The organism is Nocardioides ultimimeridianus (assembly GCF_054777895.1).
The window spans coordinates 153,137-169,803 of record NZ_BAAHAB010000011.1 but is presented as its reverse complement, the minus strand read 5'-3'; the positions used below and the strand labels follow the sequence as shown (position 1 = coordinate 169,803).

Annotated in this window: 19 protein-coding genes, 1 tRNA gene and 1 other RNA gene; 9 read left to right on the top strand and 12 right to left on the bottom strand. The window is 71.1% G+C overall.

What is annotated here, in order from left to right:
* Positions 1–67: 67 nt before the first annotated feature.
* Positions 68–158: signal recognition particle sRNA small type (gene ffs, locus ACYU8V_RS12290), an RNA gene on the top strand.
* Here the strand turns inward: ffs and ACYU8V_RS12285 are convergent.
* On the bottom strand, positions 157–720 hold the full coding sequence (locus ACYU8V_RS12285) for a TetR family transcriptional regulator (protein ID WP_460847699.1): 564 nt from the start codon (positions 718–720) through the stop codon (positions 157–159). The genes ffs and ACYU8V_RS12285 overlap by 2 nt on opposite strands.
* Positions 721–805: 85 nt before the next feature.
* Between ACYU8V_RS12285 and ACYU8V_RS12280 the strand changes: the two genes are divergently transcribed.
* Both ACYU8V_RS12280 and ACYU8V_RS12275 read left to right on the top strand, forming a co-directional pair.
* Positions 806–1,714 carry an SDR family oxidoreductase gene (locus ACYU8V_RS12280; RefSeq protein ID WP_460847697.1) on the top strand — a complete coding sequence of 303 codons (909 nt, stop codon included), beginning with the start codon at positions 806–808 and terminating at the stop codon, positions 1,712–1,714.
* Positions 1,715–1,754: 40 nt separating this feature from the next.
* Positions 1,755–1,839, top strand: a tRNA-Ser gene (locus ACYU8V_RS12275).
* A gap of 79 nt (positions 1,840–1,918) precedes the next feature.
* Here ACYU8V_RS12275 and ACYU8V_RS12270 read toward each other — a convergent pair.
* A complete protein-coding gene (locus ACYU8V_RS12270; RefSeq protein ID WP_460847696.1) occupies positions 1,919–2,548 on the bottom strand; it encodes a CGNR zinc finger domain-containing protein in 630 nt (209 codons plus the stop codon).
* Between the two features lie 113 nt (positions 2,549–2,661).
* Here ACYU8V_RS12270 and ACYU8V_RS12265 point away from each other — a divergent pair, with 113 nt between their 5' ends.
* The 4 genes from ACYU8V_RS12265 to ACYU8V_RS12250 are packed head-to-tail and all read left to right on the top strand — an operon-like array spanning position 2,662 to position 5,221.
* Positions 2,662–3,210 (top strand): carboxymuconolactone decarboxylase family protein, encoded by a 549-nt coding sequence (locus ACYU8V_RS12265; RefSeq protein ID WP_460847694.1) that lies wholly within the window; start codon positions 2,662–2,664, stop codon positions 3,208–3,210.
* Positions 3,211–3,229: 19 nt separating this feature from the next.
* A complete protein-coding gene (locus ACYU8V_RS12260; RefSeq protein ID WP_460847693.1) occupies positions 3,230–4,141 on the top strand; it encodes a pyridoxamine 5'-phosphate oxidase family protein in 912 nt (303 codons plus the stop codon).
* Positions 4,138–4,602 (top strand): nuclear transport factor 2 family protein, encoded by a 465-nt coding sequence (locus tag ACYU8V_RS12255; RefSeq protein WP_460847691.1) that lies wholly within the window; start codon positions 4,138–4,140, stop codon positions 4,600–4,602. The genes ACYU8V_RS12260 and ACYU8V_RS12255 overlap by 4 nt, the downstream gene beginning before the upstream one ends.
* A gap of 49 nt (positions 4,603–4,651) precedes the next feature.
* Positions 4,652–5,221, top strand: coding sequence for a DNA-3-methyladenine glycosylase family protein (locus ACYU8V_RS12250; protein ID WP_460847690.1), 570 nt, complete (start codon positions 4,652–4,654; stop codon positions 5,219–5,221).
* A gap of 458 nt (positions 5,222–5,679) precedes the next feature.
* Here ACYU8V_RS12250 and ACYU8V_RS12245 read toward each other — a convergent pair whose 3' ends face one another.
* Genes ACYU8V_RS12245 through ACYU8V_RS12225 form a run of 5 tightly spaced genes read right to left on the bottom strand, consistent with a single transcriptional unit; the run spans position 5,680 to position 9,794 of the window.
* Positions 5,680–5,949: a cytochrome C oxidase subunit IV family protein gene (locus tag ACYU8V_RS12245; protein WP_460847688.1), complete on the bottom strand. Its 270-nt coding sequence runs from the start codon at positions 5,947–5,949 to the stop codon at positions 5,680–5,682.
* 5 nt (positions 5,950–5,954) lie between these two features.
* On the bottom strand, positions 5,955–6,530 hold the full coding sequence (locus tag ACYU8V_RS12240) for a cytochrome c oxidase subunit 3 (RefSeq protein ID WP_460847686.1): 576 nt from the start codon (positions 6,528–6,530) through the stop codon (positions 5,955–5,957).
* Positions 6,531–6,565: 35 nt separating this feature from the next.
* On the bottom strand, positions 6,566–7,816 hold the full coding sequence (locus tag ACYU8V_RS12235; RefSeq protein ID WP_460847684.1) for a DUF445 domain-containing protein: 1,251 nt from the start codon (positions 7,814–7,816) through the stop codon (positions 6,566–6,568).
* Positions 7,813–8,448: an Abi-alpha family protein gene (locus tag ACYU8V_RS12230; RefSeq protein ID WP_460847682.1), complete on the bottom strand. Its 636-nt coding sequence runs from the start codon at positions 8,446–8,448 to the stop codon at positions 7,813–7,815. The genes ACYU8V_RS12235 and ACYU8V_RS12230 overlap by 4 nt, the downstream gene beginning before the upstream one ends.
* A complete protein-coding gene (locus ACYU8V_RS12225; RefSeq protein ID WP_460847681.1) occupies positions 8,448–9,794 on the bottom strand; it encodes a WS/DGAT/MGAT family O-acyltransferase in 1,347 nt (448 codons plus the stop codon). The genes ACYU8V_RS12230 and ACYU8V_RS12225 overlap by 1 nt, the downstream gene beginning before the upstream one ends.
* 55 nt (positions 9,795–9,849) lie before the next feature.
* On the opposite strand from ACYU8V_RS12225, the gene ACYU8V_RS12220 reads away from it, so the two are divergent.
* Positions 9,850–10,707 carry an alpha/beta fold hydrolase gene (locus ACYU8V_RS12220; protein ID WP_460847679.1) on the top strand — a complete coding sequence of 286 codons (858 nt, stop codon included), beginning with the start codon at positions 9,850–9,852 and terminating at the stop codon, positions 10,705–10,707.
* A 109-nt stretch (positions 10,708–10,816) separates the two neighbouring features.
* Positions 10,817–11,395 carry a hypothetical protein gene (locus ACYU8V_RS12215; protein ID WP_460847678.1) on the top strand — a complete coding sequence of 193 codons (579 nt, stop codon included), beginning with the start codon at positions 10,817–10,819 and terminating at the stop codon, positions 11,393–11,395.
* On the opposite strand, the gene ACYU8V_RS12210 is transcribed toward ACYU8V_RS12215, so the two are convergent.
* Genes ACYU8V_RS12210 through ACYU8V_RS12190 form a run of 5 tightly spaced genes read right to left on the bottom strand, consistent with a single transcriptional unit; the run spans position 11,396 to position 16,666 of the window.
* Entirely contained in the window at positions 11,396–12,133 is a 738-nt protein-coding gene (locus ACYU8V_RS12210; protein WP_460847676.1) for a hypothetical protein, read from the bottom strand.
* Between the two features lie 10 nt (positions 12,134–12,143).
* Positions 12,144–13,307 (bottom strand): MCE family protein, encoded by a 1,164-nt coding sequence (locus tag ACYU8V_RS12205; protein ID WP_460847674.1) that lies wholly within the window; start codon positions 13,305–13,307, stop codon positions 12,144–12,146.
* The gene (locus ACYU8V_RS12200) at positions 13,304–14,509 is read right to left on the bottom strand and encodes an MCE family protein (protein ID WP_460847673.1); all 1,206 of its coding nucleotides are present in this window, start codon (positions 14,507–14,509) and stop codon (positions 13,304–13,306) included. The genes ACYU8V_RS12205 and ACYU8V_RS12200 overlap by 4 nt, the downstream gene beginning before the upstream one ends.
* Positions 14,506–15,645 carry an MCE family protein gene (locus tag ACYU8V_RS12195; RefSeq protein ID WP_460847671.1) on the bottom strand — a complete coding sequence of 380 codons (1,140 nt, stop codon included), beginning with the start codon at positions 15,643–15,645 and terminating at the stop codon, positions 14,506–14,508. The genes ACYU8V_RS12200 and ACYU8V_RS12195 overlap by 4 nt, the downstream gene beginning before the upstream one ends.
* On the bottom strand, positions 15,638–16,666 hold the full coding sequence (locus tag ACYU8V_RS12190) for an MCE family protein (RefSeq protein WP_460847668.1): 1,029 nt from the start codon (positions 16,664–16,666) through the stop codon (positions 15,638–15,640). Before ACYU8V_RS12190 ends, ACYU8V_RS12195 begins: the two co-directional genes overlap by 8 nt.
* Between the last annotated feature and the right edge of the window lies 1 nt (position 16,667).

Here is a 16,667-nt window from a genome sequence, read left to right as displayed (position 1 = left end):
GCATTCTGCTCCCGGCAGGGGGCGGGCGGGTTGGGGCGCGCCCCACCGCTTCGTCTATCGTTGTGCCAACCCCCCGTGCGGCGACATCTTGCCGAACTCCCCCAGGGCCGGAAGGCAGCAAGGGTAAGCGAGCTCTGTCGGGTGTGCGGGGGGCCCTTACGTCTCCGGGGCCACCGTCGAGCGCAGCTCCGCGAGCGTCCTGCGCAGCAGGTCCGGCAGGTCGTCCGGTACGTCGTCGCCGATCCACTGGGCGAACGCGATCTTGAACACCGCGACCGCGCTCTCCCCCGCCAGCGCCGCAGGGAGCACGCCGATGCCCCGCGCCTGGAGGGCCTCCGCCGCCGCCCGGCTGAGGGCGTCCAGCTTGAGCAGCTCGCGCTCCTGGAGCGCCGGGTGCGCGGACACCACCGCGTGGCGGCGGAGCGCGAAGTCCCGATCGATGGCCTCGACGGCCGCCGCCAGGCCCTCGGTCGCCACGTCCAGAGGGGACGACCCGGGCTCGGCCGCGGCGATCCGCTCGGTCATCCGCACCTCGAGCTGGTGGCCGCCGGCGAAGAGGACTTCCCGCTTGTCGGTGAAGTAGCGGAAGAAGGTCCGCTCGGTGACGCCGGCGCGCTCGGCGATCTCGGCCACCGTCGTGCGGTCGAACCCGCGCTCGGCGTACAGGTCCAGGGCGGCGTCGACGAGTCGCCCCTGCGCACCCGGCGACCAACGACCCATGCCGCGGAGCCTAACCGATGACAGTCTCTGACATCGGGTGCTACGGTTGACGTCAGTCACTGACATCACCTCTCGAGGAGTCCTCATGCACCTGTTCCTCACCGGCGCCTCCGGCTGGATCGGTTCCGCTGTCACCGACGAGCTGCTCGCCCACGGCCACACCGTCTCCGGGCTGGCCCGCTCCGACGCCTCCGCCGCCGCCCTCGAGGCGAAGGGTGTGGGCATCGTCCGCGGGTCGCTCACCGACCTCGACGCGATCCGTGGTGCGGCCGAGGCCTCGGACGGCGTGGTCCACCTCGGCTTCGTCCATGACTTCGCGAACTTCGCCGAGTCGGGGCGGATCGAGCGCGCCGTCGTCGAGGCACTCGGCGAGACCCTGGCCGGCTCCGACCGGCCGCTCGCCATCGCCTCCGGCGTGGCGATCCCCCTCGGCCGTCCACTGACCGAGGCCGACGAGAACCCGACCTCGGGGCCCGACGCCCCGCGCGGCGGGAGCGAGAACCTCGCCCTCGACCTCGCCGACCAAGGGGTGCGGTCGATCGCGCTGCGCTTCGCCCCGACCGTGCACGGCCACCGGGACCACGGCTTCTCCGCGACCCTCGCCGCTGTCGCGCGCCGTACCGGCGTCAGCGGGTACATCGGCGACGGCTCCAACCGCTGGCCCGCGGTCCACCGGACCGACGCGGCCCGGCTGGTCCGGCTGGCCGTGGAGGAGGCGGCGCCCGGCACCCGCGTGCACGTGGTCGCCGAGGAGGGGATCACCACCAGGGCGATGGCGGAAGCGCACGCGGCGGTCCTCGGCCTCCCGACCGCCTCGATCGACCCCGAGGACGCCGCCGCGCACTTCGACTGGATCGCGCGGTTCTACGGCATGGATGTGCCGACCTCGAGCGCGATCACGCGGGAGCGCTTCGGCTGGGAGCCGGTCGGACCGACGCTCCTGGAGGACATCGCGGCCGGGGCGTACGCCGCGGAGATCCCGGACCGGGCCTGAGGATTTCAGAGCCCGGTTGCCGACCGGTAACCTCCTCAGCGGATCTGTCGCCTAGTGGCCTATGGCGCTCGCTTGGAAAGCGGGTTGGGTTAACGCCCTCGGGGGTTCGAATCCCCCCAGATCCGCCGGAGACGCCTATTCCGACCAAGCCAGTCACGGTCGGAATAGGCGTTCGGCATTCGTCGCCATCCGAACAGGCTCGACTCAGTCGCGGCGTCGCTGGTAGTGGCGGGCCTGGCGCGCACGATTGCCACAGCTGTCCGAGCACCACTCACGCCGAGGGTGGTGGCGCACGAAGTAGAGGACGCAGCCGGGGGCGAGACAGGCGCGCAGTTCCTCGCCGCGGCTCCCACCGATGATGTCGACCGCCTCGCGCGCGAGCCACGACACAGCCATCTGGCCGGTGTTCTGTGCGGCCTGATCGGTGACGACAGTCGGCGTGGCCCCGTCCGGCCACTGCAGAACCGGCCACGAGGGAGCGGTCTTCGCGAGGGCGTTGAGGTGGTCGAGTGCCTCGTGGCTTGGCATGCCACTGCCGCCGGCCGCGCGCGGATCAGCCGTGCGGCGAGCGGCCAACGCACGGGTGGCGTCGCGCAGGGTCCGCAGAGCCGACCACACCTCCACCATTTCCACCTCGCCAGCGCCCTTTGCCCAGGCGGCCACGTCGGCGCCACGGGGCAGCCGTTCACGCAGGGCCGTCAGCCAACCCGCGGCGTCGCCAGGCGTGACCAGGGCGTCGTGCACGCCGTCTCGATCTGCCCAGACCGTGTTCATCAGCTCGACCGGCAGAGGCTCGCCCAGCAGGGGAGCAGTCGTCAGCGGCGGGTCGTCCACGTGTCCGATACTAACGGCAAACAGATCTTCTAACCATTTGACTTCGAAGATGTCTCGTTGCAGGATCCTCCTAACGGTAGCGAAGAGCGTTACCCGTTAGATAGGACGAAGCCATGTCTCGTATCGCCCTCGTCGAGCCCGCCACCGCGACAGGCAGGGCCGCGGAACTGCTCGCCGCCGTCAACGCCGCGTTCGGCGTCACGCCGAACATGACCAAGGTGATGGCCACCAGCCCGGCGGTCCTCGACGGCTACCTCGCCCTCAACGGCGCGCTGAGCAAGGGCACCCTGCCTGCTGCCGTCCGCGAGCGTCTCGCGCTGGCCACGGCCGAGTCCAACGGCTGCGACTACTGCCTGTCGGCCCACACCTACATCGGCAGCAACCTCGCCAAGGTCGCCGCCGACGAGCTCGAGGCTGCTCGCCGGGCCACGTCCGCAGACGCGCACACCGCAGCACTGCTGCAGCTGTCCAACGAGGTTCTGGAGACCCGCGGTCGGGTCAGTGACGACGTGCTTGCAGCAGCGCGAGCCCAGGGCGTCACCGATGCCGAGATCGCCGAGGTCGTCGGTCACATCGCACTCAACGTACTCACGAACTACCTCAACACCCTGAGCACGGTCGAGATCGACTGGCCCGTCGTCCGGGTCGGCCAGCCTGCCTGAGCACAGGAACAGGAGAGCCATGAACACCGGCCGTGCCCCGCGACCCACGGGCTTCCACGAAGGCGAGATCGCCGTCCAAGAACTCGTCGGCGTCAGGCGCGAGGCAGCACACCTCGAAGGGATGCTCGCCGCTGCGTCGATCAGTCGGGGCATGGACGGGTTCCTGGCCCAGCGCACGTTCACCGGCCTCACGGCCCATGACCGACACGGGCGGTTGTGGACAACGGCGTTGGCAGCACCGGCCGGGTTCCTCGAGGTGACCTCGGCCGAGTCGATCCGCGTCCACACCGTTCCCCGGTACGACGACCCGTTGGCCGGTCTCGTCGCCGGCCAGTCGGCGGCGTTGATCGCGATGGACTACGAGCGGCGTCGCCGATTCCGGATCAACGGCATCGTCACAACGACCAGTCACCACGGTTTCGAGATCGACGTGGCCGAGGCGTTCGGGAACTGCCCGCAGTACATCACCCCGCGGTCCATCGAGCCGCTACCGCAGATTCTCCAACAGGGGGACCCCGTAGGGCCGGTGTCGATCGATGGCCGACTCGGGGCTGGTGACCGGGCAAGCCTGGCCGCAACGAACGGGTTCTTCCTCGGAACCACTCATCCTGAGCGCGGCGCGGACGTCTCCCACCGTGGCGGGGCGCCCGGTTTCGTGCGCGTCGACGGCGATCGGGTGTGGTGGCCCGACTACCCGGGCAACAACCTGTTCAACAGCCTGGGCAACCTGCAGTCCGACCCCCACGCCGCGCTCTACCTCCCCGACTTCGAATCCAGGCGCGGTCTGCACCTGAGCGGCACCGCCGAGCTGGTCGTCGCCCCGCCTCGGAAGAACGCGGCACCTGATGAGACAGGCCGACGGATCGTCCTCACCATCGAACGCGTCGCTCACACACAGCTGCCCATCACCACCACCGGAGCCTTCAGATGAAACAACCCCGCCCGCCGTTCCCGCCGTTCGATGAGGCCACCGCGCTCGCCAAGGTCCAAGCCGCCGAGGACGCGTGGAACACCCGCGACCCCGAACGCGTCGCGCTGGCTTACACAGCGGACTCCGTGTGGCGCAACCGCGACACGTTCGTCACCGGGCGCGCCGAGATCGTGGAATTCCTGACCCGCAAGTGGGAGCGCGAGCTCGACTACGTGCTCCGCAAGAGCCTCTGGGGATTTCGCGGCAACCGGATCGCCGTGCGGTTCCAGTACGAGTGGCACGACGCCGCAGGCCAGTGGTTCCGCAGCTACGGCAACGAGCTCTGGGAGTTCGACGAACACGGCCTCATGCGCCGGCGGGAAGCCAGCATCAACGACCTCGCCATCGCCGAGACCGAGCGCCGTTGGTTCGGACCTCGCGGAGAGCACGAGCATGGCCGCGACGTCATCCCACTGCAGTGACAGGCGCCTGAGAGCGACGTACGGCGCCCTCGGATCCGCAGACCGGACGATGGCGCTGCTGATCGAACGGGTCGGTCGACCCGACCCATTCGACTGGCCCGGCAACGACATCGCACCCGACCTGTTCTCCGGGCTCGTCCTGCACATCGTCGGACAGCAGATCTCCATCCCCGCAGCACTCGCCGTGTTCACGCGCCTCACCGACGCTGCCGGCAGCCGTCCTATGACCGCCGAGCACGTCGCAGACCTCGAGCCCGAGGACCTCCGAAGCGCTGGACTCTCCGGAGCCAAGGCCCGTGCGATTCACGAGCTCGCCGTCAGGGTCGCGCACGGCACGTTCGATCTCGGCACGCTGCGATCTTTCGACGACGCCGGCGCACGGACAGCCCTCCTCACGCTCCGCGGGATCGGACCATGGTCAGCCGACATGTTCCTGATCCACCAACTCCATCGCCCAGACGTACTACCCATCGCCGACGTGGGCCTCCAGCGAGCAGTCCACGTCGCATGGAACCTGCCCACCCGTCCGACGCCCGCCGAACTCGACGCCCTCGCGTCGAGATGGACACCATGGCGCAGCTACGCCGCTTCGCTCCTCTGGGCATCACTCGACCATTGACCCGGTCGCCAATCGCATACTTCACGGCACCACAGGACGCAGCCGTGCCGCCACCGTTTGCCGCGTGACGCCGTAACGCTCCGCGAACGCCCTCAACGTCCACCCTTCCGACGGAGAGCAGCCATCTCTGCCAGGACCTCGGGACAAGGTATCCCTGCAGGCCGACGGTAACCCGGCGTCCTTCAGTCTCGCCAGCACGGTGTTCTCCGGGATCCCGTGCTTGCGCGACAGCAACACGCATCCCATCCCGCGCTGGTGATCCTCGATGATGGCGTCGCAACCGGGTCGTTCCAACCAAGTTCGGCGCCTCCCACGGGATGTCCCGGACCACCACAGCCGCGGCGTCACGCACGGCCCGCGCGCCAGTTCCCGCGGCGCCATGGTTGGAATACCGTCCCAGTACCTCGCCGCACGAAGAACAGCCTCCGACCGAGCAGGTCGGAGGCTGTTCTGCTCGCTCAGCCGAGCAGGTAGATCCCGGCGAGCGACGCGAACACCGCGGCGGCGTACAGCTCGATCAGGAGGCGGAGCGCGAGCGGGGCTCGGCGTACCTCCATGAAGTGCATCGCGACCAGGCGCAGCTTGACCACGCCGATCGCGATCAGGACCACGGCCACGGCCTTGGCGGAGCCGCGCTCCTCCAGGCCGAGCGCCGCGGTGAGCGCGGTCGCCAGCACCAGGACGAGCCAGACGGCGGTCTGTCGGTCGGAGAGCAGTCGGGAGAGCACGTCGATCACCTCACCAGGTAGAGCAGGGGGAAGAGGACCAGCCAGAGCAGGTCGACCATGTGCCAGTAGATGCCGCCGCACTCGGCCGCGAGCGCTCGCCGCTCGCTGAGGTCGGGGAGGCGCGCGGTGCGGACCAGGAACACCATCACGGCCGCGCCGATCACCAGGTGCGCGAGGTGGATGCCGGTGAAGACGAAGTAGTACATGAAGAAGTCGCTGGTCGCGGGGGTGAGGCCCGCGTGCACCAGCAGGGAGTACTCCGTGGCCTTGACCGCGGCGAAGCCCACGGCGCAGGCGAGGGCGGCGGCGAACAGCCGTGCGGCGACGGGGCTCCCGTCGCCGAGCCGGCGCAGGCCGCGTACGACGAGCAGCGAGCCGGTCAGCAGCAGGACCGTGTTGAGGATCCCGAGCACGGGGTGCAGGTGGTCCTGGGACGCGGCGTACGCCGCCGGGTCCTTCACCAGTGTCACCATGATCGTGCCGAAGAACAGCCCGAAGATGGTCATGTCGCCGAGGACGAAGACCCACAGGCCCTCCTCGCCGGGGACCCGGGTGGCCGGTCGGGCCGGTCGATCCCGCACTGCTCCGGCTGTTTCCACTGTCTCCACTGCTTCCACTACGCACCTCCGATGCGGGTGACGACCTCGACCTGGATCTCGCCGACCACGAAGCCGAGGAGCGCGCCGACGCTGATCATCAGCCACTCGTCGTCCTTGAAGATCGGGCGCATGATGCCCTCGAACTGCTCCGGCGTGAGCTGCGCCATCTTGGAGGCGAGCACGTTCTCGACGTCGAGCACCTCGGCGGCGTACCGCTCGACCTCGGGCATCGACCGAACCAGCGACAGCGTGCGCTCGGCGACCAGCCGCTGCATGTCGCGGTAGCGCTGGGTGCCGATGCCGACCTGCAGCAGCGGACGCGCCGGTCCGAGCTGGCGGCGCAGCTCGTCGGCGACCTCGCGCTGCACCAGCGCGAAGAGGCGGTCGGCGCCGCTGCCGTCGAGGAGGGCGCCGATGAGCGCGGCGGGCTCGAAGAGGTCGGCGGCCATGATCCGCGCGTAGTCGCGGGTGATCTGGTCGCGGTTGGCATGCAGCACGCCCTGCCACCGCGCTCCGAGGAACCGGCGCGGCACCTGGGGGCGGAAGAGCAGGGTCAGCGCGAGCCAGTCGCTGAAGAAGCCGGTGACCAGGCCGAAGACCGGCATGATCCAGACGCTGTGCAGCACCGCCCAGGCCACCGTCTGGATCAGCCCGATGGCCAGCCCGAACACCAGGCCGGTACGCCGCAGGAAGAGCATCGAGGCGCCGGCGGTCTCGCGCATCATCGTGTTCAGCCGGGCCTTGTGCTGCACGAGCGTGCTGACGGTCAGGTGGTGGATGTCGATGTAATGGGCCGCGTCCGCCCGCACCTCGGAGAGCAGCCGGTCGACGACCGCCGGGGCGCCGGACCGCACCCGGGTGATCAGCCCCTGCCGCACGCCCGCCGGCAGGGCGTCCCAGCCACCGGGGGCCAACAGGTCGACGACCTCGCGGGCGACCTCGTCGACGGCCTGGGTCAGTGGCTCGCGGAGGCTCTCGACGGCGTCGGCCCCGTCGATGCGGTCCAGCAGCTCCTCGACCTTGAGCAGGTTCTCGGTGAGCAGCTCGATCGTGACCGCCGCGACCTTGCCGGCGCGCCGCGGGACCAGGCCCTGCCAGCCGATCGGGCCGATGCCGACGAACCGCATCGGCCGGTAGAGCATCTCGATCGCCACGATCTTGGTGACGTAGCCGATGGCCGCGGCGATGAACGGCATCGTCGCGTAGACGTACCAGTGGTCGGCGAGGTCGGCGCGGATCGCCGGCCAGGTCATCAGGAGCGGGCTCACGGGCCGGCTTCCGGATCCGCGAGGCGGAGGACCAGCTCGGCCAGCGGGGTGAGCACGAAGCCGTACCGCCGCGTCTGCGGGGACCGGCCGGCCCGGCGCCCCGAGCGGAGCACACGCAGCACGCTCGGCTCGGCGAGCAGGATCTCGTACTCCTGGTCGTGGCCCGGACGCTCCTCGGTGGCCTCGACGAGGCCGAGCGTCCCCAGCCGGGAGAGGTACGCCGGCGTGCGATCCACGAGCGCGACGCCGGCCCGCCGCCCCAGCAGGGTGGCGCCGACCAGCGCGGGCACCGGGCTGCCGGGGCGGGGCAGTGCGTCGACGGCCGCCACCCATCCGGCCCGCTGCAGCGCGGTCAGCAGCCGCGCCTCGTCGGGCACCAGGAGCAGCAGCACCGCGAGCGCGAGCGCCTCCTCGGCGTCGGACGTGCTCTGGTGGAGGGCCCGCTCCTGCAGGGCCGCCATCACGACCGCGGCGCCGCCCTCGCGTGCGGCAGGGCGACGTACCTCCGGGGTCTCGGCGTGCACGACCGGTGCGGGCAGCAGGCGCTGTCCCTCCTGCTCGACCCGCTGGGCGGCGCGCAACAGCGCCCCCGACGCCACGAGGAGCGGCCTGATCGCGTCGCCCGGGCCCATCAGCTCGCGGTGGCCTTCTCCAGGTCCTCCAGCGCCTGGTCGAGGTGGACCAGGATCCGCTGCAGGCTGGGCAGGGCCTTGCGGTCGCCGACGACGCCGAAGTTCATGGAGCCCGCGTACCGGCTCATGGTGATGTTCATGGCCTGCGCCTCGGAGATCATCGAGACCGGGTAGATGTCGGTCATCTCCGCGCCGTTGTAGTAGAGCGGGAAGTCGGTGGCGGGCACGTTGGAGATGACCAGGTTGAACGGCTGCCGCGGCAGTGACGTGATGCCGGTGAACGACGAGAAGATCGCGCCGCCCATGATCAGCTTGCTGACCGCGAGCACCTCGGCCGCGGACATCCCGCCGAAGCGGTCCTTGGCGCCGCGCATCTGGTCGCGGATCGAGGTGAGCCGCGCCAGGCCGTCCGGCTCGGCGGTGCCGAGGTCGCACAGCGTCGCGCCGAAGGCGTTGCCCTGGACGGCCGCGGTCTCCGGATCCTTGCTGCGCACCGACACCGGCACCATGGCGATCAGCGAGCGGTCCGGCAGGCCGTCGAGCTCGGCCAGGTAGCCGCGCAGGGCCGCGCCGCACATCGCCAGCCCGACGTCGTTGACGGTGCCGCCCACGGCGGAGGCGATCGCCTTGAGCCGCGCGAGGTCCCACTTGTCGCCGGCGAAGCGGCGCGCTCCGCCGACCTTGACGTTCAGTGGCGACGGGGGCGCAGTGAACGGCACGCGCGCATTGGTGTCGCGCGCCATCTCCACCAGCGATCGGAGCGCGCCGGCCGACCGCGCGAGCGGGGCGAGGGCGTTGCCACCACGGATCGACGCGCGGGCAGGCCCGTCCTCCCCGGCCCAGAGCGGCCGGCAGTCGCGGGCGTCGGGATCCGGGGTCAGGCTGCCCAGGACGTGCTTGGCGAGGGAGACGCCGTCGAGGATCGCGTGGTGCGTCTTGAGCGCCGTGGCGTAGCGACCGTCCTCGAGACCCTCGTAGAGGTGGTACTCCCACAGCGGCCGGCGGCGGTCGAGCGCGGCGCCGTGCTCGATCGAGACGGCCTCGAGGAGCTCGCGGACGCGCGCCTTGCCGGGCAGGGCCGAGCGGCGTACGTGGTGGTCGAGGTCGATCGGGTCCCCCTCGACCCAGCGGTACGTCGACGGCGAGGCCATCGTCCGCGCGGCCCGGCGCCGGAACGGCAGCTTCAGGTCCTCGGCGGCGAGGAGCTCGGGATACAGGTTCTCCACCCACTCGCGGGCGTCCTCGCCGGCGGGCGGGCGGAACAGCTGCAGCGCGACGACCTGCGCGGGGCGCCCGGGCCCTTCGCCGAGCAGGAACATGGCGTCGTTGAGTGCGATGTTCGTCATCGGGGGGCCTCCGTGATCGGTCAACATAAGTTGACTTATGTTAGGGTCTGGTGCCATGGCCCCGCAAGACCCCGTCCTCCTGCTGCACGGCATGGGATGCGGTCCGTGGGTGTGGAGCGAGGTGACCCCGCTGCTGGGTGTTGCCGCGATGCCGGTGCACCTCGCGGGCCACCGCGGCGGCGTACCGCTCGACCGGGCCAGCGGCGTGTCCGCGGCCGAGCAGATGGTCGACGACCTCGAGCGACGGCTCGATCGCGCCGGGGTGCACCGAGCGCACGTCGTGGGCAACTCGCTCGGCGGCTGGCTGGCGCTGCGGCTCGCCGAGCGCGGCCGCGCCCGCTCGGTGCTGTGCCTCGCGCCCGCCGGCGGCTGGCTCCCGGGCGGACGCGACGAGCAGCGCCTGGTGGCGCGCTTCGTGCTCGGCCGCCAGGTCGCACGCCGCGTCGTCCGGGTGCCGGCGGTGCTGAGCTCCGGCGCGGTCCGCCATGCCGTGATGCACCCGGTCGTCAGCCGGCCGGAGGCGGCGACCCGCCCGACGACGTACCGCTTCGTCCGCGATCTCGCCCAGTGCCAAGCGCTCGACGTCGCGGTCGGCGACCCGGGCACGCGCCGGATGCGGCCCATCGAGAAGGTCGACGTGCCGACCCGGATCGTCTGGTCCGGCGGCGACCGCGTGCTGACCGGCCACTGGGCGCAGCAGGGGTACGACGCCCTGCCGGCCACCGTCGACACCCTCCCCGGCGTCGGGCACCTGCCGATGCTCGACGACCCCGCCGCCGTCGCCGCGCTGATCCGGCGCCAGGTCGGTGCCGGCCCCGTGCCCAGTGACCGGCCGACGGCCGAAGAGGGGCCACGGACCTGTCCCAGACCCGCGCGCCGCGGCGCTTGTGACGATGGGTCGGGTGACCCATAGTCCGTAGCGCCTCGACGTGACCCTCACCGGAGCCGTGCGCGGCCGTTGTTGTCCACAGGCCCACACCGACCCCGTGCGGGCGGCGGCGCAGCTGCGCCACGCTGATGTCATGTCCCTGATCTCGGAACGGACAGCAGCCCGCCTGCTCGAGGAGCACGGATTGAGCCTCTCCGCGTCCCAGCACCTGCTCGCGACGGGCATCGCAGGTGTCCCTGTCCGGCTGGAATCGATCACGCTCTACGAGTCCGAGCTGGTCGAGGACGTCGCGAGCCGGCCGGCGATCACGCTGACCGAGTTCGACGAGGCGTTCCCGACCGGCCTCGTGGTGGCCAGGCTCCCTCGCGGCCGGACCACGTCCGCGGCGGCCGATTGGCCCGAGACCGCAGCACAGCTCGCCGGACCGTGGCCGATCGGGAACGGCGACGCCTTCGTGATGACGGGCACCGTGGCCTTCGGTGAGGGGCTGTCGGTCGCCCTGTCCGTGTCGGGCTTCTTGATCGCGGCCGCCCGGATCACGGCTCTGCTCGCCGGCGACGGCCCCGGGTCGGTCCGATTCGACCTCGCGGCGCCCGGGCCGGCGTGGGACGCGATCCGCGGACGCAGGATGCGGGGGCACCGGGGCCGTCCGGTCGAGCTCGTCGGCTGGCGCATGCGCGCGGGGGCGGTCCGCCTCCCGGTGCAGCTGTGATCAGGCGGCCGACGCCACAGCGATGTCCTCGGCCTCGAGCCGGCGCAGCGCACGATAGGCGTAGGGCGTGACGACCGCGATCATCACGAAGAACATCACGAAGACGACCCAGAAGCTGATCAGGCCGCTCCAGGCGAACGGCCCGGTCCGGACCAGCGGCATGACGGTGAGCGGCACGTAGCTGAGCCCGGTCATGAAGGCGACGTACGCCGTCCAGCGGGGCAGCAGGGGCACCTCGCGCCGGTCGCGCAGGATCGCCACGCCGAGGGCGAAGCTCTGCAGCGTGGAGCAGACGAAGGTGGTGTCGAAGAACATCCAGCCGAAGTCGTAGAACGTGTGGATCGTCTCGGGGCTGCGCTCGTGGACGCGGAAGGACGCGGTCAGCCAGATGGTCGCCGGCGTGAACGTCACGAGTGCGGTGAGCAGGCCGCCCACGAGCTCGATGCTCGACAGCGCACCCATCGGCCCCTCGATACGGCCGATGATCTTCGACAGCGCGACGCTCCACGGGAAGTAGAACGGCCCGGCCGCGGCCATCAGGATCATGCCGACGGTGATGCCGGTGTGGTGCTGGAGGAAGTACGCCGCGATGCCGGCCGCATCGAGGTCCTCCCCCGGCGGCGGCCAGAACCCGGCCAGGACGGCGAAGCCGACCAGGCCGAGGACGACGTACGCCACGACGAGCAGGAGGGCGATCCTCAGGGTCAGGTAGTCGCCACGGATCCGTTCGGAGCCCATCGGGTCCTCCTCAGCACCGCGCCGCGAGGGCCTCGCGACGGGCAGGGTTGTTCGGGCAGGGGATGTTGCGCGCGCCGCGGACGTCGCGGGGATCGGAGTGCGAGGCCGAGCAGTACACGAGCGGGGTCCGCCGCGGCTCGTTCTCGAGCGGCCCGGCCCACCTCGACGGCGGCAGGAAGCCCTGGATGCACTCGGGCGGATCCATCAGGTTGGACAGCGTCAGCCGGACGTAGTGGTCGGCGACGTTCGGCAGGGTGACGGACTGCACCGCGGCCAGTGCCTTCGGGTAGTCGCTGAGCAGCTGGGCCAGCGCGGGGTTGTAGGTGGCGAGGGTCTGCAGGACCGGGTTGGTGACGGCGAGCAGCGGCGGCAGCTGACGACCGAGCTGGTCGACGAAGGAGGTCGTGGTGCTGCTGAACCCGGGCCCGGTGGTCAGCAGGGTGCTCAGGTCACCGTTGCCGGCGCGGAGCTCGTGCGTGACGAGATCGAGGTTGCGGGTCAGCCGGGTGATGTTGCCGGCGTGCCCGTTGATGGTCCCGAGGACGGGCTCGGCGTCGCGCAGGAGCTGCTGGGTCGGGGCCAGGTTGGCGTCGGCCTTGGTGACCAGGTCGGTGGTCAGGTCCAGGATGTCCTGGAGGTCGCCTGCCCGCCCGCTGAGCCCGCGATCGGTCTCGGAGAGGAGCGAGTTCAGCTTCTTCTGGTGCAGGTCCTTGACCAGCGCCTCGACGTTGTCGAGGACCGGCCCGATCTCGACGGGGTACGACGTGCGGGCGATCGGGATGCTCGAGCCATCGGAGAGGCTGCCCGCCGATCCGGTCGTCGAGGCCGCCGGCGCGAGGTCGACGTACTGCTCGCCCACGGCGGACCTGCTGTGGATGGCGGCGGTGACCCCGGCCGGCACCGTGATGTCGGTCCTGAGGTCGAGGTCGGCGACGACGTGGTCGCCGTCGACGTGCAGGGAGTCGACCTTGCCGATGGGCGAGCCGAGGTAGGTGACCTCGGCGCCGGAGTAGAGACCGGCGGCCTGGGTGAAGTCGGCGGTGACGTGGTAGCGGCCGATCCCGAGCTGCTCGGGGACCCGCAGGAAGGTCATGGCGAGCACGACGATGCCGATGACGGAGGCGATCGCGAACGCCACGAGCTGCTTCTTGATCAGCGAGGACGCGCCCTTCATCGGTTCCCTCCCAGCAGTCCGGTGAGCAGCTGGCTCAGGCCGCCCGTGGCTGTCCCACCCGTCGTCCCGCCCGTCGTCCCGCCTCCGCCGGCCGCTCCGCCGGCGCTGGAGGTCGGCGCCCCGGCGCCCTTGAGGGGCGTGCCGAGCAGCGACCCCAGCAGCGAGGTCAGGTCGAGGCCGGGCAGGCCCGGGACCCCGATCCCGCCCGAGGGCGTGGTGAAGCCGTTGAGCAGCGAGGTGCCGGTCAGGTCCAGGGTCAGGTCGAGGTTGCAGTAGTCGCCGCGGCACGCGTTCTGCACCGTCTCCGGGGCGAACGGGAAGGTGATGGCGAACCCGAGCCCACGGACCAGCGACGGTCCGGCCCGGCGCAGTGCCTGCAGCGCCGGTACGACGTCGGTCAGGTCGCCCACGAGGTCGCTCCGCACCCGGTCCACCAGGGGCGTGGCGACCTTGCTGAGCCGGGTGAGGGCGGTCAGGGCGCGGGTGAGCGCGGGGCGGTTGTGCGACAGCGTCCGCAGCGCGGGCCCCAAGGCGTCCAGGGCGTGGTCGATGACCTGGTGGGAGCCGTCGAACCGCTTCGCGAGGGTGTTCATGTCGCGGATGGCACCGAGGATCTGGGTCCGCTGCCCGTTCACGGCGGTGACGAAGGAGTTCATCCGGGGCAGCAGGTCCGCGACGGCGTGATCGTTGCCGCCGAGCACCTTGTTCAGCTCGCGGGTGATGGTGCTGACCTGCTCCAGACCGCCGCCGTTGAGGGCGACCGATGCCGCGGACAGCACCTCCTCGGTGGAGGGGTAGGCGTGGGTGCGGGCCAGCGGGATGGTGGCACCGTCGGCCAGCGTGCCGGTGGGGTGCGCGGGCGGGTCGAGCTCGACGTACGCCGCCCCCAGCAGCGTGTTCACGCCGACCCGGGCCAGCGTGTCGGCCGGCAGCCGGGTACCGGGGTCGATGCTGAGCGTGGCCTCGGCGTGCCAGTCGACGGCCTTGATCGAGGTGACCGTGCCGACCGCGATGTCGCCGACCTTGACCTGGGCGTTGGGCGTCAGGGTGCCGACGTCGGGGAGCTCGACGGTGAGGTGGAGGGCGTCGCTGCCGGTGCCGATGGCGCCCGGGAGGACGGTCTGGTTGATGCCGCCGAAGCGACAGCTGCTGAGCAGCACCGCGCAGCCGAGGCAGAGGAGCGGGGCCAGGATCCTCTTCACTTCAGGCCTCCCAGCAGGACGAGCAGGGCGTCGAGGGTGTTCTGCGCGCCGGGGGTGTTGGCGAGGCCGTCGAGCAGGTTGCCCATGAGCTTCGAGCAGAGCTTCTCGGTGCCCTCGCTGCCGGTGCCGGCGGCGGTGCCGATGGCGCCGCAGATGAGCTGGCCCGGCGAGTGGATGTTGGCACCGTGCAGGTCGACGGCGACGGCGTTCTGGCGCTGGTGGTAGCTCTCGATCAGGTTCCGCAGCGCGTTGGGCGCGACGTGCAGGATCTGGGCGAGGTCGGCCTGGTGGGTGGTGACCAGCCGCATGACCGAGGTGAGGCGCGTGAGCAGGGTCCCGATCCGGCCGCGGTGGTGCTGCACGAACCTCTCGACGTCGCCGACGGCCACCGAGAGCGAGCTCAGGGCGCCGCGGACCAGGTGGCGGTCGGAGGACAGCAGCCCGGAGACGGAGTCCAGGCGGGTGATGAACTGGCCCACCTGGCCGTTGCTGCGCTTCATCGCGGCGGCGAAGATCGCGAGGTTGCGCACGGTCGCGAACGCGTCGTCGCTGCCCCCGTCGAGGACGCGGATCGCGCTGGCGAGGTCGGCGATGGTCCGGTTGAGGCGGCCGCCCTCGCCGTGCAGGGCGGTGGATCCTGCGTCGATCAGGTCGTTGAGGGCGCCCTGCTTGTTGGCGCCGTTCGGCCCGAGCGCGGTGACGAGGTCGTTGAGCTGGCCCTTGATGGCGTCCCACTCGACCGGCACCGCGGTGCGGGTGATCGGGATGGTCGCGCCGTCGGCGAGCTTGTCGCCGCCGACGTACCGCGGAGTGAGCTGGACGTAGCGGCTGCTGACCAGGGAGGGCGCGACGATGACCGCCTTGGCGTCGGCGGGCAGGTCGACGCCGCCGTCGACGTGCAGGGTGACCTTGACCTGGTCGCCCTCGGGGGTGATCGAGTCGATCTTGCCGACGGGTACGCCGAGGACACGCACCTCGTCGCCGGGATAGATGCCGTCGGTGTCGGCGAAGTACGCCGTCAGGTCGGTGCGTCCGGCGTGGTGGACGGTGAACGCGCTGAGGAGCGCGACCACGACCGCCAGCGGCAGGCCGAGGCGCAGCCACTTCGTGAGCGAGTCACCCGTTCCCTTAGCCATTGCTGCCTCCCAGTGCGGGCGCCAGGTAGCGGGAGTACGCCGGGCGCGGGTTGATCGTGGGGGTGAGCATGTTGCCCGGAAGGACGTTCTGCAGATAGGCGGTGAAGAACGGCCCGGAGCCGACGACCTCGCCGAGGCCGGTCACGTAGACCGAGAGCCCGCGCAGCGCCTGGCCGAGGTTCGCCTTGTTGTGCTGCAGGGTGCCGAGGACCCGGTTGAGACCGTTCAGCGCGGGGGCGAGGGTCTTGTCGTTGTCGGTGACCAGGCCGTCGAGCTGGGTGGCCATCGCCCGGACGTTCACCAGCAGGCTCGCGATGTCCTGGCGCCGCTGGAGCAGCGCGGCGAAGAAGACGTTGCCGTCCTTGACCAGCCGGGTCAGGTCGCCGCTGCGGTCGGACAGGATCCGCGAGAAGCGGTTGGCGTTGCCGAGCAGGCTGCGCAGGGCGGTGTCGCGGCTGGCGACGGTGGCCGAGATCCGGCTGACCCCGAGCAGCGCCGAGCGGAGCTCGGGGGTCGAGCCCTTGACGGTGTCGGCGACGGTGGTCAGTGCGTCCGCGACGCGGGGGACGTCGATCTTCGAGGTCGTGCGCTGCAGGTCGGAGAGCGCGTCGTTGACGTCGTACGGGACCGAGGCGCGACTCATCGGGATGGTCGCGTCCGCGGCCAGCGTGCCGGACCCGGCCGATGTCAGGACCAGGGCCTTGTCCCCCAGCACGGTCTCGACGCTCACCTGCGCGCTGGTGAGGTCGCCGAGCTCGACATGCGGGTCGGTGATCGAGAAGTCGACCAGGACGCCGGGCCCGTCGAGCTTGATCGTGCCGACGCGCCCGACGTGCAGGCCGCTGACCCGCACCGGGTCGCCCTGCACCAGGCCGGCGGCCTCGGGGAGCAGCACGCTGTAGTGACGGCCGAACGCGCCGACGATGCCGTTGATGTTGAGCACCACCAGGATCGTCGCGACCAGCCAGACGATCACGACGAGTCCCAGTGGCAGCGGGTTGCGCTCGCGGAACATCTTCATC

Excerpts from the sequence above, each read along its gene's own strand:
- ACYU8V_RS12215 (WP_460847678.1), top strand. The coding sequence starts at position 10,817 with ATGTCCCTGATCTCGGAACGGACAGCAGCCCGCCTGCTCGAGGAGCAC.
- ACYU8V_RS12205 (WP_460847674.1), bottom strand. The coding sequence starts at position 13,307 with ATGAAGGGCGCGTCCTCGCTGATCAAGAAGCAGCTCGTGGCGTTCGCG.
- ACYU8V_RS12190 (WP_460847668.1), bottom strand. The coding sequence starts at position 16,666 with ATGAAGATGTTCCGCGAGCGCAACCCGCTGCCACTGGGACTCGTCGTG.
- ACYU8V_RS12255 (WP_460847691.1), top strand. The coding sequence starts at position 4,138 with ATGAAACAACCCCGCCCGCCGTTCCCGCCGTTCGATGAGGCCACCGCG.
- ACYU8V_RS12260 (WP_460847693.1), top strand. The coding sequence starts at position 3,230 with ATGAACACCGGCCGTGCCCCGCGACCCACGGGCTTCCACGAAGGCGAG.
- ACYU8V_RS12210 (WP_460847676.1), bottom strand. The coding sequence starts at position 12,133 with ATGGGCTCCGAACGGATCCGTGGCGACTACCTGACCCTGAGGATCGCC.
- ACYU8V_RS12280 (WP_460847697.1), top strand. The coding sequence starts at position 806 with ATGCACCTGTTCCTCACCGGCGCCTCCGGCTGGATCGGTTCCGCTGTC.
- ACYU8V_RS12230 (WP_460847682.1), bottom strand. The coding sequence starts at position 8,448 with ATGGGCCCGGGCGACGCGATCAGGCCGCTCCTCGTGGCGTCGGGGGCG.
- ACYU8V_RS12195 (WP_460847671.1), bottom strand. The coding sequence starts at position 15,645 with ATGGCTAAGGGAACGGGTGACTCGCTCACGAAGTGGCTGCGCCTCGGC.
- ACYU8V_RS12285 (WP_460847699.1), bottom strand. The coding sequence starts at position 720 with ATGGGTCGTTGGTCGCCGGGTGCGCAGGGGCGACTCGTCGACGCCGCC.
- ACYU8V_RS12265 (WP_460847694.1), top strand. The coding sequence starts at position 2,662 with ATGTCTCGTATCGCCCTCGTCGAGCCCGCCACCGCGACAGGCAGGGCC.
- ACYU8V_RS12225 (WP_460847681.1), bottom strand. The coding sequence starts at position 9,794 with ATGACGAACATCGCACTCAACGACGCCATGTTCCTGCTCGGCGAAGGG.
- ACYU8V_RS12250 (WP_460847690.1), top strand. The coding sequence starts at position 4,652 with ATGGCGCTGCTGATCGAACGGGTCGGTCGACCCGACCCATTCGACTGG.
- ACYU8V_RS12220 (WP_460847679.1), top strand. The coding sequence starts at position 9,850 with ATGGCCCCGCAAGACCCCGTCCTCCTGCTGCACGGCATGGGATGCGGT.